The organism is Shinella sedimenti (assembly GCF_022601905.1).
GTDB classification, from domain to species: Bacteria; Pseudomonadota; Alphaproteobacteria; order Rhizobiales; family Rhizobiaceae; genus Shinella; species Shinella sedimenti.
The window spans coordinates 238,891-262,089 of the sequence record NZ_JAKVIN010000005.1 but is presented as its reverse complement, the minus strand read 5'-3'; the positions used below and the strand labels follow the sequence as shown (position 1 = coordinate 262,089).

The 23,199-nt window shown below is 61.5% G+C and carries 21 protein-coding genes and 1 pseudogene; 11 read left to right on the top strand and 11 right to left on the bottom strand.

Annotation, left to right across the window (positions count from 1 at the left end; translation table 11 throughout):
* The first annotated feature begins 69 nt into the window (after positions 1-69).
* Together MKI86_RS13500 and apnL are read left to right on the top strand one after the other, a co-directional pair.
* Positions 70-1,104 carry a Gfo/Idh/MocA family protein gene (locus MKI86_RS13500; protein ID WP_241601427.1) on the top strand — a complete coding sequence of 345 codons (1,035 nt, stop codon included), beginning with the start codon at positions 70-72 and terminating at the stop codon, positions 1,102-1,104.
* Entirely contained in the window at positions 1,101-2,963 is a 1,863-nt protein-coding gene (apnL, locus tag MKI86_RS13495; RefSeq protein ID WP_241601426.1) for a D-apionate lactonase, read from the top strand. Before MKI86_RS13500 ends, apnL begins: the two co-directional genes overlap by 4 nt.
* Here the strand turns inward: apnL and MKI86_RS13490 are convergent.
* Positions 2,936-3,682 (bottom strand): transcriptional regulator NanR, encoded by a 747-nt coding sequence (locus tag MKI86_RS13490; RefSeq protein ID WP_241601425.1) that lies wholly within the window; start codon positions 3,680-3,682, stop codon positions 2,936-2,938. The two genes, apnL and MKI86_RS13490, sit on opposite strands and share 28 nt — an antisense overlap.
* A 150-nt stretch (positions 3,683-3,832) precedes the next feature.
* On the opposite strand from MKI86_RS13490, the gene oiaX reads away from it, so the two are divergent.
* Positions 3,833-5,089: a 3-oxo-isoapionate-4-phosphate decarboxylase OiaX gene (gene oiaX / locus MKI86_RS13485; RefSeq protein ID WP_241601424.1), complete on the top strand. Its 1,257-nt coding sequence runs from the start codon at positions 3,833-3,835 to the stop codon at positions 5,087-5,089.
* A 2-nt stretch (positions 5,090-5,091) separates the two neighbouring features.
* Positions 5,092-6,405 carry a four-carbon acid sugar kinase family protein gene (locus MKI86_RS13480; RefSeq protein ID WP_241601423.1) on the top strand — a complete coding sequence of 438 codons (1,314 nt, stop codon included), beginning with the start codon at positions 5,092-5,094 and terminating at the stop codon, positions 6,403-6,405.
* Here MKI86_RS13480 and MKI86_RS13475 read toward each other — a convergent pair.
* The 7 genes and pseudogenes from MKI86_RS13475 to MKI86_RS13445 form a co-directional block, all read right to left on the bottom strand.
* Positions 6,393-7,286: a shikimate dehydrogenase family protein gene (locus MKI86_RS13475; protein ID WP_241601422.1), complete on the bottom strand. Its 894-nt coding sequence runs from the start codon at positions 7,284-7,286 to the stop codon at positions 6,393-6,395. The genes MKI86_RS13480 and MKI86_RS13475 overlap by 13 nt on opposite strands.
* Position 7,287: 1 nt before the next feature.
* Positions 7,288-8,511, bottom strand: a complete 1,224-nt coding sequence (locus tag MKI86_RS13470) for an amidohydrolase (protein WP_241601421.1) — start codon at positions 8,509-8,511, stop codon at positions 7,288-7,290.
* A gap of 98 nt (positions 8,512-8,609) precedes the next feature.
* A pseudogene (locus MKI86_RS13465) lies at positions 8,610-9,437 on the bottom strand (ATP-binding cassette domain-containing protein); the annotation flags it as partial.
* On the bottom strand, positions 9,434-10,414 hold the full coding sequence (locus tag MKI86_RS13460) for an ABC transporter ATP-binding protein (RefSeq protein WP_241601420.1): 981 nt from the start codon (positions 10,412-10,414) through the stop codon (positions 9,434-9,436). The pseudogene MKI86_RS13465 and the gene MKI86_RS13460, both read right to left, overlap by 4 nt.
* A gap of 11 nt (positions 10,415-10,425) precedes the next feature.
* Positions 10,426-11,376 (bottom strand): ABC transporter permease, encoded by a 951-nt coding sequence (locus tag MKI86_RS13455; RefSeq protein WP_241601419.1) that lies wholly within the window; start codon positions 11,374-11,376, stop codon positions 10,426-10,428.
* Positions 11,376-12,350 (bottom strand): ABC transporter permease, encoded by a 975-nt coding sequence (locus tag MKI86_RS13450; protein ID WP_241601418.1) that lies wholly within the window; start codon positions 12,348-12,350, stop codon positions 11,376-11,378. Before MKI86_RS13450 ends, MKI86_RS13455 begins: the two co-directional genes overlap by 1 nt.
* 90 nt (positions 12,351-12,440) lie before the next feature.
* Positions 12,441-14,051, bottom strand: coding sequence for an ABC transporter substrate-binding protein (locus MKI86_RS13445; protein WP_370879970.1), 1,611 nt, complete (start codon positions 14,049-14,051; stop codon positions 12,441-12,443).
* Positions 14,052-14,211: 160 nt separating this feature from the next.
* Between MKI86_RS13445 and MKI86_RS13440 the strand changes: the two genes are divergently transcribed.
* Together MKI86_RS13440 and MKI86_RS13435 are read left to right on the top strand one after the other, a co-directional pair.
* A complete protein-coding gene (locus tag MKI86_RS13440) occupies positions 14,212-15,111 on the top strand; it encodes a LysR family transcriptional regulator (RefSeq protein ID WP_241601417.1) in 900 nt (299 codons plus the stop codon).
* A gap of 66 nt (positions 15,112-15,177) precedes the next feature.
* A complete protein-coding gene (locus MKI86_RS13435) occupies positions 15,178-16,215 on the top strand; it encodes a DUF535 family protein (protein WP_241601416.1) in 1,038 nt (345 codons plus the stop codon).
* A gap of 70 nt (positions 16,216-16,285) precedes the next feature.
* Here MKI86_RS13435 and MKI86_RS13430 read toward each other — a convergent pair whose 3' ends face one another.
* Together MKI86_RS13430 and MKI86_RS13425 are read right to left on the bottom strand one after the other, a co-directional pair.
* Positions 16,286-17,452: an ATP-binding protein gene (locus tag MKI86_RS13430; RefSeq protein ID WP_241601415.1), complete on the bottom strand. Its 1,167-nt coding sequence runs from the start codon at positions 17,450-17,452 to the stop codon at positions 16,286-16,288.
* Entirely contained in the window at positions 17,449-18,141 is a 693-nt protein-coding gene (locus tag MKI86_RS13425; protein ID WP_241601414.1) for a response regulator, read from the bottom strand. The genes MKI86_RS13430 and MKI86_RS13425 overlap by 4 nt, the downstream gene beginning before the upstream one ends.
* Positions 18,142-18,440: 299 nt before the next feature.
* Between MKI86_RS13425 and MKI86_RS13420 the strand changes: the two genes are divergently transcribed.
* A complete protein-coding gene (locus MKI86_RS13420) occupies positions 18,441-19,184 on the top strand; it encodes a phosphatase PAP2 family protein (protein WP_241601413.1) in 744 nt (247 codons plus the stop codon).
* 26 nt (positions 19,185-19,210) lie between these two features.
* A complete protein-coding gene (gene fabZ / locus MKI86_RS13415) occupies positions 19,211-19,684 on the top strand; it encodes a 3-hydroxyacyl-ACP dehydratase FabZ (RefSeq protein ID WP_241601412.1) in 474 nt (157 codons plus the stop codon).
* Between the two features lie 56 nt (positions 19,685-19,740).
* On the opposite strand, the gene MKI86_RS13410 is transcribed toward fabZ, so the two are convergent.
* A complete protein-coding gene (locus MKI86_RS13410) occupies positions 19,741-20,655 on the bottom strand; it encodes a LysR family transcriptional regulator (protein WP_256465733.1) in 915 nt (304 codons plus the stop codon).
* Positions 20,656-20,770: 115 nt separating this feature from the next.
* Between MKI86_RS13410 and MKI86_RS13405 the strand changes: the two genes are divergently transcribed.
* Genes MKI86_RS13405 through MKI86_RS13395 form a run of 3 tightly spaced genes read left to right on the top strand, consistent with a single transcriptional unit; the run spans position 20,771 to position 23,059 of the window.
* The gene (locus MKI86_RS13405; protein ID WP_241601410.1) at positions 20,771-21,625 is read left to right on the top strand and encodes a branched-chain amino acid aminotransferase; all 855 of its coding nucleotides are present in this window, start codon (positions 20,771-20,773) and stop codon (positions 21,623-21,625) included.
* A gap of 21 nt (positions 21,626-21,646) precedes the next feature.
* Positions 21,647-22,057 (top strand): carboxymuconolactone decarboxylase family protein, encoded by a 411-nt coding sequence (locus tag MKI86_RS13400; RefSeq protein WP_241601409.1) that lies wholly within the window; start codon positions 21,647-21,649, stop codon positions 22,055-22,057.
* 12 nt (positions 22,058-22,069) lie between these two features.
* A complete protein-coding gene (locus tag MKI86_RS13395) occupies positions 22,070-23,059 on the top strand; it encodes a quinone oxidoreductase family protein (RefSeq protein ID WP_241601581.1) in 990 nt (329 codons plus the stop codon).
* Positions 23,060-23,199 lie beyond the last annotated feature (140 nt).

The window sequence follows — 23,199 nt, the reverse complement described above, 5'->3', positions numbered from 1 at the left end:
GAAGCGAAAGTCCGAAATGCCCGCTCCGCCTCGGCGGGGCAGGGCCACGTATCGAGAAGGAGCGGCTGCATGGCGGCATATAGGGGTGCATTGATCGGCTGCGGCTTCTTCGCCGTCAACCAGATGCATGGCTGGCGGGACCTTTCCAACGTGGAGATCGTGGCGATCTGCGACCGGGATTCGGAGCGGCTGAGAATTGTCGGCGACCAGTTCGGTGTAGAACGGCGCTACCAGTCGGCAGAGAAAATGTTCGCCGATGGCGGCTTCGATTTCGTCGATATCGCGACGACCGTCGGCAGTCACCGCGCGCTCGTCGAGCTTGCCGCCGGCTACAAGGTTCCAGCGATCTGCCAGAAGCCTTTTGCGCCGACGCTGGCCGATGCGAAAGCCATGGTCGCTGCCGCGGATGCCGCCGGCATTCCGCTGATGGTCCATGAGAACTTCCGCTGGCAGACGCCGATCCTCGCGGTCAAGGCGGTGCTGGATAGCGGCGCGATCGGTGAGCCCTTCTGGGGCCGGGTCTCCTTCCGCTCAGGCTTCGACGTCTTTTCCGGCCAGCCCTATCTCGCCAAGGGCAAGCGCTTCATCATCGAAGACCTTGGCATCCATTCGCTGGACATCGCGCGCTTCCTCTTCGGGGACGCAAGCCGCATGACCGCCCGCACTCGGCGCGTCAATCCTGAGATTGCCGGTGAGGATGTCGCCACGATGCTGCTCGACCATGATAGCGGGGTGACCTCCATCGTTGATGTCAGCTATGCGACCAAGCTACCGGAAGAGCCCTTTCCTGAAACCTTCGTAGAGATCGATGGAACCAGGGGCACGCTGCGTCTTGGCAAGGACTACAAGCTGACGGTCCATGGCCCTGACGGCACGCTACAAAGCGTGGTCGCACCGAACCTGCTGCCCTGGGCGTCGCGGCCCTGGCACAACATTCAGGAAAGTGTTGCGCTCATCCAGAAGCATTGGGCCGAACGGCTGGCGGAAGGCCGCGAGCCGGATACATCTGGGCGCGACAATCTGAAGACTTTCGCCCTCGTCGAGGCCGCCTATCTCAGCGCCGAACGCGGCGAGACCATCGTGATTGCGGATTTGCTGGCATGAGCGGCGACCTGCTCAGGCTTTACGGCACGAACGAACGCGAGCCGGACAGCCGCACGCTCGTCGCCGGCGACCTGAGCGTGGTATTGCAGGACGGCAATCTGAGGACCCTGCGGTACCGTGGCCATGAGGTGCTGCGCGGTGTGGCCTTCCTCGTTCGCGACAAGGATTGGGGTACCTGCGGGGCGGCAATCAACGATCTTGAGGTGCGGGCGACGGACGCGGGTTTCTCGGTCACCTACAAGGCTCGCTTCAGCGCTCCCGACGGCGCCAATCTCGATTGCGCCATCACCATATCCGGTACGGCCGAAACCGTTGCCTTCTCCGCCGATTGCTTCAGCGACGCGGCGTTCGAGACTGCGCGTGCCGGATTTGTGGTATTGCACCCCGTCGTCGGCGTCGCAGGGCAACCTGTTACGGTGCGTCATAGCGATGGCAGCGTCGAGCATGCGCATTGGCCGGAGCGGATCGAGCCCTGGCAACCCTTCATGGATATTTCGGCGATCACCCACCAGGTGGCGCCTGGCATCTCGGCGGTGACGCAGTTCGTCGGCGACATCTTCGAGATGGAAGACCAGCGCAACTGGACGGACGGCTCCTACAAGACCTATGTGCGCCCGCTGGCGCTGCCATGGCCTTACCGTATCGCTCAGCATGAGCCGTTCAGCCAGAAGGTTCTCGTTGAAATTCAGTCGGTCGACGATGCCGGCTTCGCTAGCGACAATTCCGATGCGGTAACGTTGACGCTCGCGCGGACAGACCGCCGCTTCCCCGAAATCGGCGTCGGCCTGCGTCCGGAATGCCTTGCAGAGGAACGGTTGGCGCTCGGAGTGCTCGAGACCGTCGGCGCGCGTCATCTGATCGCGCATTTTGATCCCGGTGCGGGCCACGGCCTGCCCGCACTGAAGGGCTATGCCGACATTGCGGAAAAATCGGGGCTGAAGGTCACCCTGGAGGTCGCCGTCGCCTGCCAGCGTTCGTTGGACGAGGAAATGTCCGAGCTCGCGTCGCTGGTTCGCGAAGCGGGGTTGTCGCTCGACAGCCTCTTCGTCTGCCCGTCGGTCGACCGCCAGTCGACGCCGCCGGGAAGCGCATGGCCGGAATGCCCGCCGCTGGAGAATGTTTACGCCGCCGCACGGACTGCCTTCCCGAATGTCCGGCTCGGTGGTGGCATGATGAGCTACTTTACCGAGCTCAACCGCAAGCGCGTGCCCGGCAACCGCATCGATTATGTGAGCCATTGCACGAACCCCATCGTGCACGCCGCCGACGATCTCTCGGTCATGCAGACGTTCGAGGCTCTGCGTTACGTGGCCGGCTCGGTCCGGGCACTCTATGGCGAGACGCCCTATCGTATCGGGCCTTCGACGATTGCGATGCGCCAGAACCCCTATGGCAGCGTGACCAAGGAGAACCCTGCCGGCCAGCGCACTCCGATGGCCAGTGTCGATCCGCGCCACAATGGTCAGTTCGGTGCGGCCTGGACGCTGGCTTACGCCGCAACGGTCGCCACAACCGGGCTCGAGGTGCTGACGCTTTCCACACTCGCCGGCTCCTTCGGGCTGGTGGCAAGGGCGGGCGAGGTGATGGCTCCTGGCGAACTGCGACCGCTTGCCCATGTCCTCGCACGCTTTGGCGCGCTGGCGGGACACAATGTGCGGTCTGTCGAAACGTCACGGCCGGATGCCGTTCTGGGGCTTGCGTCGGATAGGGTGATCCTGCTCGCCAACATCACGCCGGAACCACAGACCGTGGTGCTTCCGTCTCTGCCGCGCCAGGTTTCGTTGATTGGCGGCGAGGGGCTGCCGGCGGACGAACAGGTCGTCCTGCCGCCCTACGGCTGCGTAGAAGCTGTGCTCTGAGGCAATTTGTGTCCCTTCAGCGTATAGAGCGCGCGGGAACGTTCGAGATGCTTGATCATCACCTTTTCGGCCTGGTCCGCATTGCCCTTTTCGATGGCGCGGATGATTTCTTCGTGCTCGGCGAGGGTGACATTCTCACGGCCTGTCCAGATCAGCATTTCGGTGTGATAGGACTTCAGCCAGCCCAGCATCGCGCCGCTGACGGCGGCGAAGATCGGATTGCCGGAAATGCTTGCGATGCACTGGTGAAAATCCATGTCGGCCTCGATGAAGGCGTCCGCATCGCCAAAATTTGCCTTCTGCCTGTCGAGAAGGGTGCGCAGCTCAGCGATATGCTCCGGCGTCGCCTTGACGGCGGCCTCGCGGATCATGCCCCGTTCGAAGAAGATGCGGGCATTCTTCAAGTGTTCCAGCGAGTCGGAAGAACCCGAGAGCATCAGCTTGGCCGGCAGGTCGACCTGCCGGATGATGGACTCGGCCGTGATGCGCAGCACCTTGGCACGCTCGCCCTGCGAAATCTCAACCAGTCCCTTGCCGGCGAGCGCCTGCATGGCTTCGCGGATCGCGGGGCGGCCGACGCCGTAGCGCTCCATGAGTTCGCGTTCGGAGGGCATGTCGTCGCCGGCCTGCAGTTCGCCGGTCTCGATCATGGCTTTCAGCCGCGCAAAGACTTCATCGGAGAGTTTCTTGCGGATGATCGGTTCGGAAACGACGGTCATGAGTCACCTGATTTCGACAGGCTTGAATATGCATCAAGTTCAATGGTCGCAACAGCTTTCGCCGCAAACGGCTTGCAATAACATGAATACTCATTATACCAGTTTTTGATGCCGAACAAGCTGATTGCGCCGAACTGCGGAGGAGAAAACATGATCCGTCTGACCTATCGGATAGAGACAGCAGGTTCGGTGGAGAAGATGGCGGCGAAGATTGCCAGCGACCAGTCCACCGGTACCTTTGTAGCGTTGCCCGGCGAGACGGAAGAGCTGAAGGCGCGCGTCGCGGCCCGCGTGGTTGAAATCCGTGCGCTGCCTCCGGCCGATCGACCATCGTTTCCCGACGAAGCTGGCGGCGCGACGCGGTTCAACCGAGCCGATGTCGATATCGATTTCCCGCTGGATGCCGTCGGCACCGATCTTGCCGCGCTGATGACGATCGCGATTGGCGGCGTCTTCTCCATCAAAGGCATGACCGGTATCCGCATCGTCGACATGAAGCTGCCGCAAGAATTCGCGGCTGCCCATCTCGGCCCACAATTCGGTGTGCCGGGCAGTTTTGCGCTGACAGGCGTGAAAGACAGGCCGATCATCGGTACCATTGTCAAGCCGGCGCTCGGCCTTCGACCGCATGAGACCGCTGAGATGGTCGGCGAACTTATCGACGCCGGCGTCGATTTCATCAAGGACGATGAGAAATTGATGAGCCCTGCATATTCGTCGCTGGGCGATCGTGTGGCAGCGATCATGCCGAAAATCCTCGATCACGAACAGAAGACCGGCAAGAAGGTCATGTACGCCTTCGGCATAAGCCATACCGATCCCGACGAGATGATGCGCAACCACGATCTGGTTCTGGCGGCAGGCGGCAATTGCGCAGTCGTCAACATCAATTCTATCGGCTTCGGCGGCATGGCGTTTCTGCGCAAACGATCCGGGCTCGTTCTGCACGCCCATCGCAACGGCTGGGATATCCTCACGCGCCACGCGGGCCTCGGTTTCGAGTTCTCTGTCTGGCAGCAGTTCTGGCGGCTGCTCGGTGTCGACCAGTTCCAGATCAACGGCATCCGTGTAAAATATTGGGAGCCGGATGAAAGTTTCGTGCGCTCCTACAAAGCCGTCACCACACCGCTCTTCGCGGAAAGCGACGTAGCACTTCCGGTCATCGGCTCGGGTCAGTGGGGCGGGCAGGCGCCCGACACGATTGCCGCGACTGGCGGCTCGACCGATCTGCTTTATCTCTGCGGCGGGGGTATCGTCAGCCATCCGGGCGGACCGGGTGCCGGGGTGAAGGCCGTCAAACAGGCGTGGGAGGCTGCTGTCGCGGGCATACCGCTTGATACCTACGCCAAGGACCATCCGGAACTGGCGCAGTCCATCGAAAAATTTGCCGACGGCAAGGCGGCGTGAACATGACGCGACCTCTGATCAGCTATTACGGCGACGATTTCACGGGTTCCACCGATGTCATGGAGGCGCTGTCCTCGAACGGCGTCGAGACCGTGCTCTTCCTGAAGATGCCGGATGCCGACCTGCTCTCGCGCTTCCACGGAGCCCGTGCCTTCGGCCTTGCCGGCACCAGCCGCAGCGAAACGCCCGAATGGATGGATGTTCACCTGGCTCAAGCATTTGCCTGGCTCAAGTCTCTGGACGCAGAGTTTTGCCATTACAAGGTCTGCTCGACCTTCGATTCCGCGCCGCACGTCGGCAGTATCGGTCGGGCTATCGAAATCGGCCGTGCAATTTTTGGCCAGGCCACTGTTCCCCTCATCGTCGGCGCGCCGCAGGTCCGCCGTTACACGGCCTTCGGTGAGCTGTTCGCTGCGTATCAGGGCCGTAATTATCGTATCGACCGCCATCCGGTCATGTCTCGCCATCCCGTTACGCCTATGGATGAGGCGAACGTGCTGCTGCATCTTGCACGACAGACCGGACTAACGTCTGCACTGGTGGACAATGTCGCGCTACTCGGTCATCCGAAGCCTGACGAAGCGGACATTCTGCTGCTCGACGTGCTCGATGCCCAGACGCAGAAGGCCGCCGGCAACCTGCTCTGGAACGGTTTGCGCGCGAAGGGCCGTTTCGTCTGTGGCTCCTCGGGCGTCGAATATGCCCTCATACCTGCGTGGCGGGATAGCGGCCTGATCGGTGCGGCTCCGGCCTTTGCCGCTGCCGGTCCGGTGGACCGCATTGCGGTCGTGTCCGGCAGCGTGTCGCCTACGACGGAACGCCAGATCCGGCATGCGCTGGCAAATGGGTTCGAAGGGGTGACGATCGATCCAATCGCGCTGTCGGCGCAAGAGAATGCGAGTGCTATCCCGGACGCTATCTCGGCCGGTCTCAAGGTGCTGGAGAGCGGCAGAAGCGTGGTGCTCTACACTGCGCTCGGACCGTCCGCCGATCGCGGCAATGAACTGGATTCCACTACCGGCGCGCGTCACCGGCTCGGCCGTGCGCTGGGACGTATCCAGTCCGAACTGATCAAACGCGCTGGCCTCTCGCGTGCCGTTGTCGCCGGCGGCGATACGTCGAGCCACGCGCTCGGGGAAATGGGCATCAGCGCCTTGACGCTGAAAATGCCGCTTCCGCAAACGCCGGGTTCACCGCTGTGCAAAGCCCATGGTGGCGTTGCAGACGGCCTGGAGATCGCCCTCAAAGGCGGCCAGGTCGGGGGTGACGATTATTTCAGCATGATCAGAGCCGGTGGGACAGGTCACGCGACGTAGGCGCGGCCAGCGTCGCATTGTTCAGGGGCGAGCATCGCGGTGCGCAAGGCTCCTTCGTCAGGTTCCTGCCCGGTGAACAAGCGGAATGCGTGGGCGCCCTGGTGGAAGAACAGTTCGTAACCGGAGAGGATTTCGGCGCCAGCTGTTCGCGCGGCCGCAAGGAACTGCGTTTCGACGGGAGTGTACACCGCGTCGAATGCCCAACGGCTGTGCTTGAGGTCAAGGCCATCGAACACGTTGCCGTCATGTCCGACCATGCCGATCGGGGTGGAATTGATCAGGCCATCGGCACCGTCCACAGCCTCGGCGAGCGTCTCCGGCCGGCTGATGTCGAGGTTCGGAAAGTAGGCCGCCAGTGACGCCGCCAATGCGGCGGACTTGGACTGGTCGGGATCGACGAGGGCGAGGTGTGTGGCGCCGAGTTTGCCGAGCGCAAAAGCGATCGCCTTGCCGACGCCGCCAGCGCCGGCCATCGTGACGCGCCCCGGCGCCACACTGCCGAACGCGCTCACGAAGGCGCTGGCAAATCCGCTGCTGTCGGTGTTGAATCCGCGCGGGCCGTCCTGCTCGAAAAGGATCGTGTTGCAGGCGCCCAGAGCCCGCACTGTCGGATCATCTATCCGCACCTTGTCGATCACGGTTTCCTTGTAGGGATAGGTGATGTTGACGCCGCGAAAGCCGTCGGTCCTGCACCGCTCGAAGACCTGATCGAAGTTCATCCCGAGATCGGCCGGTATGAGAGAGGCATAGCTGACGTCCAGCCCGCACATACGCCCCGCCAGCCGGTGGAGGCGGGGTGATTGCGAGCGGGCGATGTTGTCGCCGATCAAGCCGAGCTTGACGCGTGACGGTCCGACCGGCGTCGATTTCGATGCGTGCATGTCACGCGACCTTTCCGTCTGACGTCGCTGTCTCGTCGGAACGAAGCTCGGTGTGAACCAGATTAACCCAATAGGAGACGCCGTAGGGGATCGATGCATCGTTGAAGTCGAAACGATCCGTATGGACATCGTGCACGAGGCCATCAGGACCGACACCGCCCCCCATCCACATATAGGTGCCGGGCACGGTATTGGCGAAATAGGCGAAATCCTCGCCGCCGGTCGACAGGGTGCGTTCACGTTCGACCTTGTCCTTGCCGAAAGTCTTTTCAGCGGCGGCGAGCGCGCTCTCGAATGCCTCGGGGTGGTTCACCAGCGGCGGCGTGCCTTCATTGATCTGGATGTCGACGCTGCAGTTGCTAGCATTTGCGAAGAGTTCGGCCTGATTGCGCAGGCCGCTCACGATGATTTGCTGTACGTCGTCGCGGAAGTAGCGTGCGGTGCCGGAGACCAACATTTCAGCCGGCATGACATTCGGCGAGCCCTTCGAGCCGCCCGAAATGTGTCCGATGGAAATCACGGCTGCATCGATCGCCGCGACCTTGCGGCCCACGATCGACTGGAGCCCCAGAATGAAATGCGCGACAGGGATGGTGCAATCGTCCGCCAGATGCGGAGCGGCCCCGCCATGTCCGGCCGTGCCCTTGAAGGTAACGTGGAACGACATCGATCCGGCAAGCGCAGGACCGATGCGCGAGGCGATTTCGCCAACGGGACGACCGGGCTCCGTATGCAGGCCGTAGACGGCATCGCAGGGGAAGCGGTCGAACAGACCGTCCTTCATCATGGCCGGTGCGCCGCCGGCGCTTTCTTCGGCAGGCTGGAAGATGAAGTGCACGGTGCCGGCGAAATCCGGGTCCTGCGCGAGATAGCGGGCCGCACCGAGAAGCATGGTCGTATGGCCGTCGTGGCCGCAGGCATGCATCTTTCCCTCGACCGTCGAGGCGTAGTCGAATTCGTTGCGCTCGAAGATGTGCAGGGCGTCGATATCGGCGCGAAGGCCGATGCGGCGCTGGCCAGGGCGCGACCCCTTGAGCACGCCTACGACACCGGTCCGGCCGATGCCCTCATGGACCTGGATACCCCATTCCCTGAGCTTTTCAGCGACCAGCGCAGAGGTGCGGACTTCTTCGAAGGCCGTTTCGGGATGGGCGTGGATGTCGTGGCGCAGGGCGATCAGGTCCGGCATGTAGGCGTCGAGCTTGCTGCGATCGATGGAGGACATGGAAGGTCATTTCCTTGATTGGAGGACGACAAGGTCTTGCGCCGTGGCGAGACGGCGACAGGCATGTTTGGTTCGCGGAGGCGCTGGCGGCGTGGTTATCTGCGGGTTGCCGCGGAAATGTCCGGCACCGCGTCGATCAGCATGCGCGTGTAGGATTGGCGGGGATTCTTGAACAGGGCCCGGGATTCCTCCACTTCCACCAGCTTGCCGAAATGCATGACGCCGATGCGCGAGGACATATGGCGCACGACCGCAAGGTTGTGGCTGATCAAAAGATAGGTCAGGCCGAACTGCTCCTGCAGGTCGCGCATGAGGTTGAGAATCTGCGCCTGAACCGACACATCGAGCGCCGAGGTCGGCTCGTCGCAGACGATGAACTCCGCCTTTGCCGCAAGCGCGCGGGCGATTGCGATGCGCTGGCGCTGGCCGCCGGAGAATTCGTGCGGGTATTTGCGCCCGTCGAGCGGATTGAGGCCAACGACCTTCAGAAGCGCGCCCGCTTCGTGCTGCGCTTCGGCCTTCGATTTCACGATGCCGAGGGCCAGCATGGGCTCTGCGATGATGTTGGCGACGCGCCAGCGCGGATTAAGGCTGGCATAGGGATCTTGGAAGATCATCTGCATACGGCGGCGCAGCGCACGCATCTGTGCCCGGTCATGCTTGCCTGTGATCGAAACGCCGTCGATCTCGACGGTTCCGGAAGTGGCTGGCAGGAGCCCGACGACCATCTTGGCCACCGTCGACTTGCCGGAGCCGGACTCGCCGACCAGCGCGAAGGTCTTACCCTTGGCGATCGAGAAGCTGACATCGGTCGCGGCATGCACGAAGCGCTTGGGCTGGCGCTCGATGATGCGGTTCAGGAGCGGCTTCGAGACATCAAAGACCCGGTTGAGCTTCTCGACCCGGACGAATTCACTGTCGCTCATGCCGCCACCTCTTCGCGCTCGTGAAGATGGCAGGCGACCTTGTGGTCGATGCCACCAAGAAGGGCCGGTGCGCGCTGGCGGCATATATCCATGGCGCGCTCACAACGCGGATGGAACGAACAGCCGCCCGGCAGCGCCGTCAGCGAAGGCATCGAGCCGGGAATCTGGCGAAGTCGCGGCTCCTCGTTGTCGAGCGAGGGAATTGCCCCCATAAGACCCTGCGCATAGGGATGAAGCGGTGCGCCGACGACCTGGCTGACCTTGCCGATTTCGGCGACCTTGCCGGCGTACATGACCGCCACGCGATCGGCCGTCTCGGCGATCATACCCATGTCATGAGTGATAAGCATGAAAGCGGTGCCGCGCGTGGAGCACAGCTTGCGGATCAGCTTGATGATCTGGGCCTGAACCGAAACGTCGAGCGCTGTCGTCGGCTCATCCGCAATGACCAGTTCAGGTTCGGCACAAAGCGCGAGCGCGATGACCACCCGCTGCCGCTGTCCGCCCGAAAACTCATGCGGGTAGGAATCGATGCGCACCGTCGGGTCAGGAATACCCACCTCTTCGAGCAGTTCGATTGCGCGGGTGCGCGCCTGGCGACGATTGAGCGGCAGATGCACCCGGATCGTCTCGGTCAGGTGATCGCCGACGGTCATCAGAGGATTGAGGCTGGTCAGCGGGTCTTGAAAGATCATGCCGATACGCCGGCCGCGAATGGCTTCGATGCCCGTTCGATCCAGGTTGTCGATCCGCTGGTCGCCCAGCAGAATGCGGCCGCCCGCGATGCGGCCCGGGCGCGGTATGAGATGCATGATCGCAGCACCCGTCATCGATTTGCCCGCACCGGACTCACCGACGACGCCAAGAACCTCGCCCTTGGCGATGGAGAAGCTGATGTCGTCGAGGGCGACGAGCGTTCCGCGGCGCGTCTCGAATTCGACGCGCAGGTTTTCGACCGAAAGAATCGTCTCGGACATGGTTCTCCTCCTTACCGCAGCCGGGGATTGAGCGCGTCGCGCAGCCAATCGCCCAGGAGATTGATGGTCAGGACCAGTGCCGCCAGCGCGATGCCGGGGAAGGCGACGATCCACCATTCGCCGGAGAACAGGAACTCCTGGCCGATCCGGATGAGCGTGCCAAGCGAAGGCTGCATCGGTGGCAGGCCGACGCCTAGATAAGACAGTGTCGCCTCCGTGATGATTGCCAGCCCGAAATTGATGGTGAGGATCACGAGGACCGGCCCCATCACATTCGGCAGAATGTGGCGCGCCATGATGGCGACGGGCGGCAGACCGAAGAGACGGGCGGCGTTCACGTAGTCCTTCTTTCGCTCCACCATGGTGGAGGATCGGATGGTACGGGCATACTGAACCCAGAAGGACAGACCGATCGAAATGATGATCACCCAGGACGCGCTGCTTTCGCGCGATAGCGACGGCAGCATGCCATGCAGAAGACCATCGATCAGAAGTGCGATCAGGATGGCGGGGAAGGTGAGCTGGATATCGGCCACGCGCATGATGAACGCATCGAGGAACCCACCGAAGTAGCCGGCAAGCACGCCGAGACAGATGCCGATGGCAGCGGCAAGAAACACGCCGAGCGCGCTGATGATGATCGAGACGCGAAGGCCGTAGAGCACCGCCGACAGCATGTCGCGCCCCTGATCGTCGGTTCCTAGCAGGAAAGGCCATTGGCCATCGGCCTGCCAGACCGGCGGCAGGTTCGAGTTCATAATGTCGAGCGACAGCGGGTCGAACGGGTCCGTCGGTGCGATCCAGGGAGCCAGCAGGGACGCACCCAGGATGAGGACCAGCAGCGCTGTGGCGAACATAACCAACCGGTTGCGCTTGAAGTCGATGAAGATGTCGTTGTCGGCGATCCGCTCGCGCAGGCTCGGTTCGACCGGCTTTGTGGTATCGGAAGAGGCCTCTGCCATTAGCTTGCAGCGTCCTTGAGGCGCGGATCGATGAGATTGTAGATCAGGTCGACGATGAGATTGACCGTGACGAACAGCAGCGCGATCAACAACAGGTAGGTGGAGATGATCGGAATATCGACATTCTGCACAGCCTGCAGGAACAGGAGCCCCATGCCCGGCCACTGGAACACGGTCTCGGTGATGATCGAAAACGCGATGATCGAGCCAATCTGAAGGCCGACCACGGTGATGACGGGCACCAGCGTGTTCTTGAGGGCGTGACGGAAGTAGAGCCGTGCACGCGGCAGGCCGCGGGCGACGCCGAACTTGATGAAATCGGTACGCAGCACTTCCAGCATTTCGGACCGCACGAGGCGCATGATCAGCGTCATCTGGAAGAGCCCGAGCGTGATCGCAGGCAGAAGCAGCGACTTCCAGCCTTCGATAGTCAGGAGGCCGGTCGACCAGTTTTCCGTCACGGGGATGAGACCGTTGCGGCCGAAGGCGGGCAGCCAGCCGAGTGAGACGGAAAAGATGTAGATCAGCAGGATGCCGATCAGGAATGTCGGCAGGCTCACGCCGACCAGCGACACGCTCTGCAACAGGGAGGAAATTCGGCCGCGCGGATTGAGCGCGCTGTAGACACCAAGCACGATGCCGGCGAAAAGCGAGATCAACGCGGCGACGAAGGATAGCTCCAGCGTCGCTGAAAGCCGCTCGGCGAGAAGTTTCGTCACGGGCTGGCGGAACTGGTAGGAAACGCCAAAATCCAGCGTGACAACGCGGCCGACATAGCGGGCGAACTGCACGAGGGTCGGCTGATCGAGGCCGAGGCTTTCACGGACGGCCTGCCGCTCCGCTGATGTGGTTTCCGCGCCGACCATCTGGTTGACGGGATCGCCGGCATAGCGAAACATCACGAAGGCTAGCAGCGAGACAACCAGCATCACGGCAAGCGATTGCAAAAGCCGTCGGATGACAAGGGCAATCATTCGGTTCATCCTGTCATGCGGCGCGCAGGACTGCGTCAGGCGCCTGGTCGGGATCGGCCGGCGATCGAAAGACCGCCGGCGAAAGGCACATCACTCGCCCTTCGTGACCCAGTAGAAGCGGAAGTCGTTGTCGGCGCGCTGCACGACCTTGACCTTGTTCGAGACGCCCCACGCCAGCGACTGCTGGTGCAGCGGCAAATACGCCGTCTCCTTGTTCTGGGCGATGTCGTAGGCCTGGCGAATGAGTTCGTTGCGCTTCGCCTCGTCGGGCTCGTGCCCGATCTTGGTGATCAGCGCATCGACCTCTTCGTTGCAGTAGCCGCCGACATTCGAGCCGCCGCCATTGCCGGCATCGTCGCGGCAACGGTAGAGGTCCTGAAGAACGCCGAGGCTGCCGGAGCCGTTTGTCTGCCAGCCGAGCAGGTAGAACGAGGTGCGGTAGCCGCCGCTGGCGAAGATGCGGCCGAAATAGGTTGCCTTCGGCTCAGCGTTCAGGTTCACCTTGATGCCGATGCGCGCCAGCATGGGAACGACCGACTGGCAGATGCGCTCGTCGTTGACGTAGCGATCGTTCGGGCAATCCAGCGTGACTTCGAAGCCGTCGCCGTAGCCCGCCTCGGCCAGCAGCGCGCGGGCGGCATCCGGGTCATAGGCAGGGCGTTCGAACTTGTCGGCCAGCGGGAACAGTTCCTTGGCGACGATGAGCGCCGTCGGCACCGACGCGCCGCGCATGATGCGCTTGTGGATCGCCTCGATATCGATGGCCTGATAGACCGCACGGCGTACACGGCCATCCTTGAAGGGGTTCTTGCCCTTCACCGAGGAGAACAGCAGCTCATCACGACGCTGGTCGAAACCGAAATAGATCGTGCGGACTTCCGCTCCCTGCAGAACCGACGCGTTGCCGCTCGCATTGATGCGGTCGACGTCCTGCAATGGCGCCGGGTCGATCATGTCGACTTCACCCGAAAGCAGCGCCGCGACGCGCGTCGCGCCCGATGCGATCGGCGTCAACACCACTTCATCGAGATTGTGCTTCGGCGTGCCCCACCATTCCGGGTTCGGAACCCAAGTTGTGCGAACGCCCGGCTGATGCTGCTGGAGCTTGAAAGGTCCCGTGCCGTTTGCATTGAGCGAGATATAGGACGGAGCAGACGAGGCGCTGGCGACTTCAGTCGCAGCATGTTCCTCGGCCCAGGACTTGGAGACGATGTACCACGTATCCCACACTGCATGCAGCAGTGGAGAGGGCTCCGGCGTTGTTACCTCCACGGTATAGTCGTCGATCTTCTTGAACACCGCATTGGCCGGAACGCGGGTCTTGAGATCGGAGCCAGCCGAGCGGACGCGATCGGCTGAGAAGATGACGTCGTCGGCGGTGAAATCCTGGCCGCCCTGGAACTTTACGCCTTTGCGCAGATGGAAGGTCCATGTGCGGGCATCCTCGGAAACATCCCAGCTTTCGGCGAGCGCCGGCACGAGCTTGAGATTTTCGTCACGCGCCACCAGGCCTTCGTAGATGCCGCCGATCATGGCCAGCGAGAAGGTCTCGGCGAGCGCATGCGGATCGAGCGACTTGAGGTCGCCCTGAGAAGCAAAGCGGAACGTCTCGGCCTGAGCTGCGCTTACCGTACCACCAAGAGCCGAAACCGACGTTGCAAGTGCCAGCGCCGCCGCTGTCAAAATTCTTCTGATACGCAAAGCTATCTCCCAATCGCTAATGGTCGTGATCGACGCGACGTCACCTTCATCGCATTCGCCGCCAGCCATAAAAGGAAATTCTGTTGCGAACAATTGCCGAGAGGCATATTGCATGTTGCGCAAAAAGCAACAATTGCGCAACAGTCGACCCGGAGAAACGATGCTTGACCCCACCCGCCTGCGCTATCTGTTCTACACCGATGCTTGCGGTGGCATCCGTCAGGCGGCTGAAGAACTGAAGGTCAATCCATCGTCGATCAGCCGGCAGATCGCCATCCTGGAAGGGGAACTTCAACTTACGCTCCTGGAAAAACGTGGCCGCAAGGTCAAAGTGACGGAGACCGGCAGCGCGCTGTGCGAGTATTACCGGACGCAACGATCGGCCGACATACAGCTGCGCGCCCGCCTCGACGAGTTTCGTAACATCAAGCGGGGCCTCATCCGCCTCTCGATGGGGGAGGGCTTCGGCGAATGGGTGGTGAACGGGCCGCTGCGCGCGTTTCAGACGCAGTATCCCGGCATCGACCTCGACATACGTATCCACCCCACGGATGAGACGGTTCGGGCCATTCTCGAGGATGAGGCCGATATCGGTGTCACCTATTTTGCGCCGAATGACCGGGATCTGAAGTTCCACGCCCGGTCCGACGTACCGATTTGTGTCGTCGTTCATCAGGACCATCCGCTGACGCGGCTCGGGCGTGATCCCAAGCTGACGGATGTGGTCGATTATCCCATCGGGATGCTGCATCCGGAGTTCGGCGGACGGCAGGTCACGGATCTCATTGCGCGGTCGGAGAATGTGGTACTGCGTCCGTCGCTGACGGCAAATTCCTACGCCATCGTGCGCAAGTTCGTGCTGCTCGGTGAAGGGGTTTTCCTGATGCCGTTTCGCCCATCACCGCAGCGCGAGCTTGATGACGAGCTCGTGCCGCTGCCACTCGACTATGCCTCGAAAGTCACGTCGCAAACGCAGGTGATCACGAGAAGCGAGCGCCATTTGACCAACGCGATGCGCATGCTGATCAAGTCGCTCATCGAGAGTGGCCAGTTCGGGTAAGCGAGCGCGCCGGCGGCCACTCCATGGCAAGCCGTACTTGCGTGCTTCGGTGCGAGTGCCGGCAGGATGCACCTGCATTCGATATCAGCCATCCGGTCGTCCATGAAAGGCAGACCCTTTCTTCGCACAACCTTGACAATGTCGACGCAGATGTTCGCGGAACATCAACGACGGACATTGATCATGCACCAGAAAAAGCTGAGCGCCCTGCCATTTGAGGGCATGTCGCCTCATCGAGAGCGGGTGGCGAACCCGCCCCATGCCATGGCCTGGCGCATCCTGACCGCCGTTTCGAGAATGCGGTGGAAACGCAGTGTTCTGCTCTGGATGCGCTTTGCAGCCAATCCGCCGCTTACCCTGGCATGGTGGCGATGGATGGCAGCCTTTGCCGCGTCACGCGGCTATCCTCTCCCGCACGACGATCTTCTGCAGAAACCGCTGTCCAAATTCCTCGTCTACGGCCTGAGCGGTTCGCAACGGCTGAGGCTGCTCATCGATCATTTCACGATTGCCGAGACAATCCTGTCTAGGGACAGCATGATACGGCTCTGGAGCGGCGAAACCATCGACATGGGAGAGGTACATGGGCGCAACGACACCTATTCGTGCCGTCTCGTTCTGGCCGACCGCTGCGGCGGACGCCATGAGGGCGCCTTCGGGATCGAGCTTGTGCGGACCCGAGACAACGCGGCACTGTGCACTGTCCGGTTCACATTCGTGCGTGACAGCGCAGGGCAAGGGTACACGTTTGTGGTGGGAAGCCTGCAAGGCCCGCGCAACGCCAAGCGGCTGATGGTCGAGACCACCCGCGATCTATCCGGCCTTCGGCCGAAGGAGGCTGTCCTCATGGTGTTGCAGGGACTGGCCGCAGAAGGAAATGCACGGCATTTCCGGGCCATATCGCAGGCCAAGCACCCGATCCTTTATCGGCGCTCCCGGCGGCAGTCTATGTTGCTGTCAAATATCGACGGCTTCTGGTGCGAACGCTGCGGTGAGCCGGATGATACCTATGGCTTCGTCGTTCCCTATTCGCAGATCGATAGAAGCGACCGGAGAAACGCAAGCAAATCGCAGTTCAATCGGGTTGGCGAGCTGTTCTGCTGAGGGGGCAACGCGGATTGCGTCGAGGGCCTTGCCGATCTGCTCCTACATTCAGCGCAGGCCCGCTGCATTTCTATTCGGGGCGCAAATGGATGGCGACCAGCGCGCCACCGCCCTGCCGGTTGGTAAATTCCAGATGGCCGCCATGCGCGGTCGCAATGGCCTGAACCACCGAGAGCCCCAGCCCCGTTCCGCCTGTGGCGCGCGAGCGTGACGCGTCGCCCCGCCAGAAAGGATTGACGGCAATTGCATCCATGTCTTCAGGAAAGCCTGGACCTCGGTCGAGAATACGAATGATCACGCTTTCGTCCGACAACCGTTCTGTTTCACACCGCAGCCATCCACCGCTTTGCGCATAGCGGCTGGCATTTTCCAGAACCGCCAGCACGGCCTGGCGGATTCGCGAGGGGTCCGCGGATATGCAGGCAGGCTGAAGCCCGGTTTCGATTTCCATCTGGCTCGCATCCAGCATAGGTTTTGCTGCCGCAAGGACGGTTTCCACGACCTCTGCCACATCGATTGGTTGCCGCTGCATCACGAGCTTCTGGCCGATCGCTAAGGAAAGAGTGCGCAAGTCCTCGACGATCTTCCCCAGACCTTCGACCTGGAGTAGAAGATCGGAAATGATCTTTCGGTCCATCGGGAAGACGCCGTCTACCATGCCCTGCAACGCACCCTGCAGTATCGTCAGCGGCGTACGCAGCTCGTGCGCAATGGCCATGTTGTTGAAGCGCAGTCGCTCCTCCATCCTGTCGAGGCTTGTGGCGAGAGCGTTGAAGGTCTCTACAAGGCTTGCCACCTCGCGCGTGCTGCTGGATGAAGCGGCAACCCGGGCCGAAAAATCGCCCGACGTGAGGGATGTCGCAGCGACAGTGAGATCCTCCAGAGGCCGGGCGATACGTCGCGCAAGATAGATGCCGATAACGGCGCAGACGAGAGCGGAAAGCAGGCCGCAGATCAGGACAGCGAGCTGGATCTTGAAATCTGTCGGTGCTGCCTGCTCGTTAAGATGCTCAAGCAGGGTCTTGAGCGCGTTGCTGTCTGGAACCCGGCCTTCATTGACCATCTTGTAGGCGTTCGCAGCCTCGGGTGGCAGCGCGTCGGCCATGCTGTCCTCGAGATAGGTCGAATACCAGGTCACCCCCAAATAGGCGATGCTCACGCTGAGCACGAGCATCGTCGTAATCACGGTCGCGGTGAGCGTGGCAAGCGACAGGGTCGGGAATCTGGGCATCTTCATTGGGGATCAAAGAACCGGTAGCCGACGCCACGCACGGCAGGGAAGAAACCGGTCTGACCCAGCTCTTCAAGCTTGCGTCGAAGGTTGGAAATGTGGGTGTCCACGGTACGCACGAGCGCATCGCTTTCCGGCAGGCAGGCATCAAGGATATCGGCGCGCGCAAAGGCCTGGTTCGGGTGGCGGATCATATGGGCAAGGATGCGGAACTCGCTGAGCGTCAGGGACATCGGGATGCGCTTCCCGTCGCGGTTGACGACAACGGAGTAGCTGGAAAAATCGACTTCTATTTCGCGGAACCGGCGGACGGAATCCCGTCGCTCACCAAGCGTCCGGCGCAGCACGGCTTTCACCCGCGCGACGACTTCCTGCGGGTTGAAGGGCTTAACGACATAGTCGTCTGCACCGAGATGCAGGCCGCTCAAGCGGTCTAGGTCATCGGCAAGCGCCGTCACCATGATGACAGGCGTCGAACTGGTTTGCCGAAGGCGGGCGAGCACGCCAAGTCCGTCCAATTTCGGGATGCGAACATCCAGAAGCACGATGTCCGGCTTCAGGAGCGCATGGTGCTGAAGGGCAGTTTCGCCATCGGCGGCCTGCACGGTCCTGAAGCCATCACGCAAGAGATACCCTTCGAGAATTCTTGCAATCGCCGGCTCATCCTCAACGATGAGAACAAGATTATTATCCACTGTGATGCCTTGCTGCCTTGTCTTTACTCGCGACTTTGCCGCGCAACGACTATCGGCGAGATGATCGGCTTGCGCAATTCCAAACGCCCTCTCGGCGGACGGATAACCGATTCCGGACGGGCCCTTGATCCTCTCTTGGCCGTTTCTTGATAATCGCGCTCCAAGTTGCCGTCGTTCCAGAGCGCGCGGCGTCCTTCCAGTCGCTTGCGGCCGCTCTATCCATCAAAATCGCGCATCCGGCGACACGGCAATCGAAAGAGATTTGCGGGTCGCGGCTGTCGCCTTGTTGAAAGATCGACATGCAAAAAGCTGTATCAAGCGACCTGCGTCCATTTTCCGTCCAACAGCCGTCCACCGCCGACAAAGCGCTGACCGTTCTGGGGACGTCGATCATCTGCGTCAGCTTTTTCTTCATGATCTTTCCCATGGTTGATCTTGCTGTGTCACAGTGGTTCGCCCGGGACCAGGTCTTCGTTCTGCCAGAGCAGCCGTTCCTTCAGGCCGTGCGGCGGATCGGCCGGGACGGTCAGGCCTACCTCATCGGCGCGATGCTGCTATTGATTGGCCTGCAAGCGTTCGGGCCGAAACGCTACGAATTCGGCCAGCCCCACAAGCCGCTGTTCGTGCTTCTGAGCTTTGCGGTTGGGCCATTCATCGTTGTCCATGTCCTGAAATTCCTGATTGGACGCGTGCGCCCTCGCGACCTGTACGAGTTCGGCGGAAGCGCCGACTTTACGCCGGTCTGGCAATTTTCCGCCGCGTGCAGCCGCAGTTGTTCCTTCCCGTCTGGCGAGTCGTCTGCGGCCGCGGCAGCCCTTTCCCTTCTGGTTTTCGTCCCGGCAAGGCTGAGAGGGATCGCGGCTCTGGCAATGGTGCCGTTCCTATTGATGATCGCATTCAACCGCGTTCTGTTCGGCGCGCATTTCTTGTCCGACATCATGCTTGGCTGGCTTTTCACCATGTTCGCCATGGTGCTGATCTGGCGATGGATGGAGCCCCGCTCAGACGCCATTTGCCGGTTCATCACGAGGGCGCGGCGATGAGGCGCAAACTGTTGGGCGAGGCGGTCATGTCCCAAGAAATGAGCACGACCCTTGGTGTAGTCGGCATCCATGATTTGATGAAGCTTTTGCCGCATCGTTATCCCTTTCTGCTCATCGACAGGATTATCGACATCGATGCCGACAATTCAGCTATCGGCATCAAGAACGTCACGGCAAACGAGCCGCATTTCGCGGGTCATTTTCCCGAGCGCCCGGTCATGCCGGGCGTTCTGATCGTTGAAGCGATGTGCCAGACGGCAGGGGCCATATGCGCCCGCAAACAGGTAGGCGTCGGCCATCTCGTTTATCTCATGACGATCGATAAAGCCCGTTTTAGAAAACCCGTCGAACCCGGTGACCGGCTTGAAATTCATGTCTGCAAGCGCCACCGGAGGCACAATGTCTGGAAGTTTCATTGCGAAGCCGAAGTCGACGGTGCTGTCGTCGCTGAGGCAGATGTTTGCGCGATGCTCGTAATCGAGGAAAATGAATATATCTGACTGTTATCGCTATAAAATTTTGGCGAAGCGGATTGCCGCTGCCCGCATTCGGAACCTTACTGCGCGCTGACCACGGTTGCTGGTGCGGGCAGGAGGCGATCGCGGATGTGGGCGATGAACCGGTGGCCGTAGCCGGGCAGGGGAACCGAGGAGGGCCAGATCGCCGACATTTCGAAATCGAGTGGCTTGCCGCGGTGCAGAATATCGTGGGCGACCAGGCCTTCGACTGCGCCCGTGCCCATATGCGGTACGATGGCGACGCCGCCGCTGCTTCGGGCAATAGCCAGCAGGGTATGCGGCGATCCCGATTCGAGCGCCGGCTGCGCGAGGCAGCTCTCCGCCTGGCAGGCCGTTTCGAAGAGTTCGCGCGTGAAATGCCGGCGATTCAGAAGAAGAAGCGGCTTGGAGCAGAGCTGTGCGAGCGTGATCGTATCCGGCTCCGCGGTGAAGGCCGAGGGGATGCAAAAGGCGCGCACGCGCATCGCGCCAAGGTCAACGCGGCTGAAGCGGTCCGGCCGCGCAAAGTGGCGGGCATTGATCGCCAGGTGCAATTCGTTTTCATCGAGACGGCGGGCAAGCTCGGCACCGCCGCCTTCCTCCAGCCTGATGTCGATATTGGGGTTGTCCTGCTTCCAGGCCGGCAGCACTTCGCTCATATGCCGCTCGATCATCTGCGAGCAGGCGCCGATCCGCAGGATGCCGTATTCTCCCTCGCGCATTTCCGAAACAGCGTCGTGCAGGCGCTTGCTTGCTGCCAGAACGGCCTGCGCGTCGCCGAGGAGTCGGTCGCCATGCACGGACAGCCGTAGATTTCGGCCGCTGCGCTGAAACAGCGTCAAGCCCAACTCCTGCTCAAGCCTCTGGATCTGTCGCGACAAAGCCGGCTGGGTGAGGTTCAGCCGTTCCGCCGCTGAGGTGACGCTGCCGAGCTGTGCGGTCGTCACAAAACTCTTCAAGAGCCGCTCATCCACCGTTCGTCCCCTTTATATCCATGCCATTTGTGCATGCATTGAAGTGGAATATTTGCATTGGACGCATGAGGCAAGGTGTGTGTAGGTAAAGGACCGTATAAAATCGAGGTTTCCGATGTCGCAAGCTCCTTCCGTCTGGACGTGGTACGATAACCGGTGGCACGAAGGCGATATTCGCATTCTCGGCGCCGGGTCGCATGCAACCTGGCTGGGCTCGCTGGTGTTCGATGGTGCCCGCCGTTTTGAGGGCGTCGTTCCCGATCTCGACCTTCATGCCGAGCGGGTGAACGAATCCGCCCGCGCGCTTGGCCTCGCGCCAACACTAACCGCCGCACGCATCATGGAACTGGTCGAAGAGGGGCTCAAGCATTTCGCGCCCGATGCTGCCATCTACATCCGCCCGATGTACTGGGCGGAGGAAAGCGATGCGAGCGTCGTTGCGCCCGATCCGGAATCGACCGCATTTGCCTTGTGCCTGGAAGAGCGGCCCATGGCCGTACCCGGCGGCTTCACGATTACCACGACCCGCTTTCGCCGACCAACGTTGGAAACGATGCCGGTCAATGCCAAAGCCGCCTGCCTTTACCCCAACAATGCCCGCATGCTGGCGGAGGCACGCGCCAAGGGCTTCGGCAATGCGCTTGTTTGCGACACGCTCGGTAATGTCGCGGAACTGGCGACATCGAATGTCTTCTTCGCCAAAAACGGCGCTGTGTTCACACCCGTCCCGAACGGCACATTCCTTGACGGGATCACCCGGCAGCGTGTCATCGAACTGCTGCGCCAGGACGGCGTGCAAGTCTACGAGAAGACGCTGACGGTCGGTGATTTCCGGGCGGCGGACGAGATATTCAGCACCGGCAACATTTCCAAGGTCATGCCTGTGCTCGGTTTCGACGACCGTACCTTTGAATACGGCCCATTCGCACGCAGGGCGCGGCAGCTCTACTGGGATTGGGCGCATGGCTGAGGCCTTGAGAGGAGTTTTTCAATGAGCACAGTTCGTCTGTGGACCGACGCCGAAGTTGAAGCGAACCCGCGCGTTAAGGCGGTTTTCGACGATATCAGGGCCACTCGTAAATCCGACTTCGTCAACAATGTCTGGCGTGGACTGGCCAACCAACCCGATACACTGGAACGCATTTGGGCGGGCCTGAAGGATGTCATGGTCAAGCCGGGCGCGCTCGATCCGCTGGTCAAAGAAATGCTTTACATCGCGGTGTCGGCCGCCAACGGCTGCAGCTATTGCGTCCATTCACACACGGCGGCCGCGAAGGCAAAAGGCATGACCGAGGCGCAGCACGAAGAACTGCTGGCCGTCATCGGAATGGCCTCGCAGACCAATGCCCTGTTGAATGCCATGCAGCTTCCGATCGATCCGCAATTCCTGGTCGAAAGCTGAGACATGGCGCCGATGAACGCTGGTGCGGTTGTTGCACGCAAGCCCGGTGGCCCGGAGGTTCTGGAATGGGTGGAGCTCGCCGTTGATACGCCAGGCCCGGGTGAGGTTCTGATCCGTCAGGAAGCGGCAGGGCTTAACTTCATTGATACCTACTACCGCTCGGGGCTTTACCCCTGGCCGGGCGAGATGCTCGTCCCGGGTGCGGAAGCAGCAGGCACCATCGTAGCGATCGGGCCGGGCGTCGAGGATTTTTCGGTCGGCCAGCGTGTCGCCTATCTGGAACGCACCGGCGCCTACCGGGAAATGCGCGTCATGCCCGCCGAAAGGCTATTCTTGCTTCCCGACGGCATCGATACGGCTCTGGCGGCGTCCGTGCTGCTGAAAGGGCTGACAGCGCAGGCGTTGGTTTCAACCGTAGCACCCGTCAAGGCGGGGCAGACGGTTCTGGTTCATGCCGCCGCCGGTGGCGTGGGACTGCTGCTTGGTCAGTGGATTTTGGCGCTGGGGGCGCGCGCGATCGGAACTGCGGGTTCGCCGGAAAAGGCCGAGCTGGCCCGTGCTCATGGCTATGACGCTGTGATCGAGTACCGCGGCGAGGATTTCGCAGCACGCGTGGCGGAACTTACGGACGGAGCGCTGTGCGACACGGTTTTCGATGCCGTCGGCAAGGATACCTGGCGCGGTTCGCTGAATAGCCTGCGCCCGCACGGCCGTTTCGTAAATTTCGGCCAGGCGTCCGGACCTATCGAGGGGTTCAAAATTTCTGACCTTGCCGCAGGCTCCAAATCGGTCATCCGGCCGGTCGTGTTCGATTATCTGACGGGCGCGCAAGAGCGTCGTCAGCGCAGCGCAGAACTCTTTGCGCGTCTTGCGGATGGCAGCCTGCGCGCGGGTGCGGCGTCGAGCATACCCCTGCGCGAGGCGGCGCGGGCGCATCGCGCCCTCGAAGGCAGAGCGACCACCGGATCGACGATTTTGACGATGGACGGATTTTCCGCGTGAGGCTTCATCGGCGGAAAAACCTGCCCCATCAAGCACGTAAAACAAAATCGATAGATATTGTCGGCCTTTGCGCCCAGCAGTATCACCTTGACCGCGGGTGCGCCCGAAATCGAATGCATTAGACGGAAGTCATCAGGTGC

Excerpts from the sequence above, each read along its gene's own strand:
- MKI86_RS13450 (WP_241601418.1), bottom strand. The coding sequence starts at position 12,350 with ATGATTGCCCTTGTCATCCGACGGCTTTTGCAATCGCTTGCCGTGATG.
- MKI86_RS13435 (WP_241601416.1), top strand. The coding sequence starts at position 15,178 with ATGCACCTGCATTCGATATCAGCCATCCGGTCGTCCATGAAAGGCAGA.
- MKI86_RS13475 (WP_241601422.1), bottom strand. The coding sequence starts at position 7,286 with ATGCACGCATCGAAATCGACGCCGGTCGGACCGTCACGCGTCAAGCTC.
- MKI86_RS13400 (WP_241601409.1), top strand. The coding sequence starts at position 21,647 with ATGAGCACAGTTCGTCTGTGGACCGACGCCGAAGTTGAAGCGAACCCG.
- MKI86_RS13455 (WP_241601419.1), bottom strand. The coding sequence starts at position 11,376 with ATGGCAGAGGCCTCTTCCGATACCACAAAGCCGGTCGAACCGAGCCTG.
- MKI86_RS13470 (WP_241601421.1), bottom strand. The coding sequence starts at position 8,511 with ATGTCCTCCATCGATCGCAGCAAGCTCGACGCCTACATGCCGGACCTG.
- MKI86_RS13420 (WP_241601413.1), top strand. The coding sequence starts at position 18,441 with ATGCAAAAAGCTGTATCAAGCGACCTGCGTCCATTTTCCGTCCAACAG.
- MKI86_RS13460 (WP_241601420.1), bottom strand. The coding sequence starts at position 10,414 with ATGTCCGAGACGATTCTTTCGGTCGAAAACCTGCGCGTCGAATTCGAG.
- apnL (WP_241601426.1), top strand. The coding sequence starts at position 1,101 with ATGAGCGGCGACCTGCTCAGGCTTTACGGCACGAACGAACGCGAGCCG.
- MKI86_RS13395 (WP_241601581.1), top strand. The coding sequence starts at position 22,070 with ATGAACGCTGGTGCGGTTGTTGCACGCAAGCCCGGTGGCCCGGAGGTT.
- MKI86_RS13405 (WP_241601410.1), top strand. The coding sequence starts at position 20,771 with ATGTCGCAAGCTCCTTCCGTCTGGACGTGGTACGATAACCGGTGGCAC.
- MKI86_RS13500 (WP_241601427.1), top strand. The coding sequence starts at position 70 with ATGGCGGCATATAGGGGTGCATTGATCGGCTGCGGCTTCTTCGCCGTC.
- MKI86_RS13480 (WP_241601423.1), top strand. The coding sequence starts at position 5,092 with ATGACGCGACCTCTGATCAGCTATTACGGCGACGATTTCACGGGTTCC.
- fabZ (WP_241601412.1), top strand. The coding sequence starts at position 19,211 with ATGTCCCAAGAAATGAGCACGACCCTTGGTGTAGTCGGCATCCATGAT.
- MKI86_RS13430 (WP_241601415.1), bottom strand. The coding sequence starts at position 17,452 with ATGAAGATGCCCAGATTCCCGACCCTGTCGCTTGCCACGCTCACCGCG.
- MKI86_RS13490 (WP_241601425.1), bottom strand. The coding sequence starts at position 3,682 with ATGACCGTCGTTTCCGAACCGATCATCCGCAAGAAACTCTCCGATGAA.
- MKI86_RS13440 (WP_241601417.1), top strand. The coding sequence starts at position 14,212 with ATGCTTGACCCCACCCGCCTGCGCTATCTGTTCTACACCGATGCTTGC.
- oiaX (WP_241601424.1), top strand. The coding sequence starts at position 3,833 with ATGATCCGTCTGACCTATCGGATAGAGACAGCAGGTTCGGTGGAGAAG.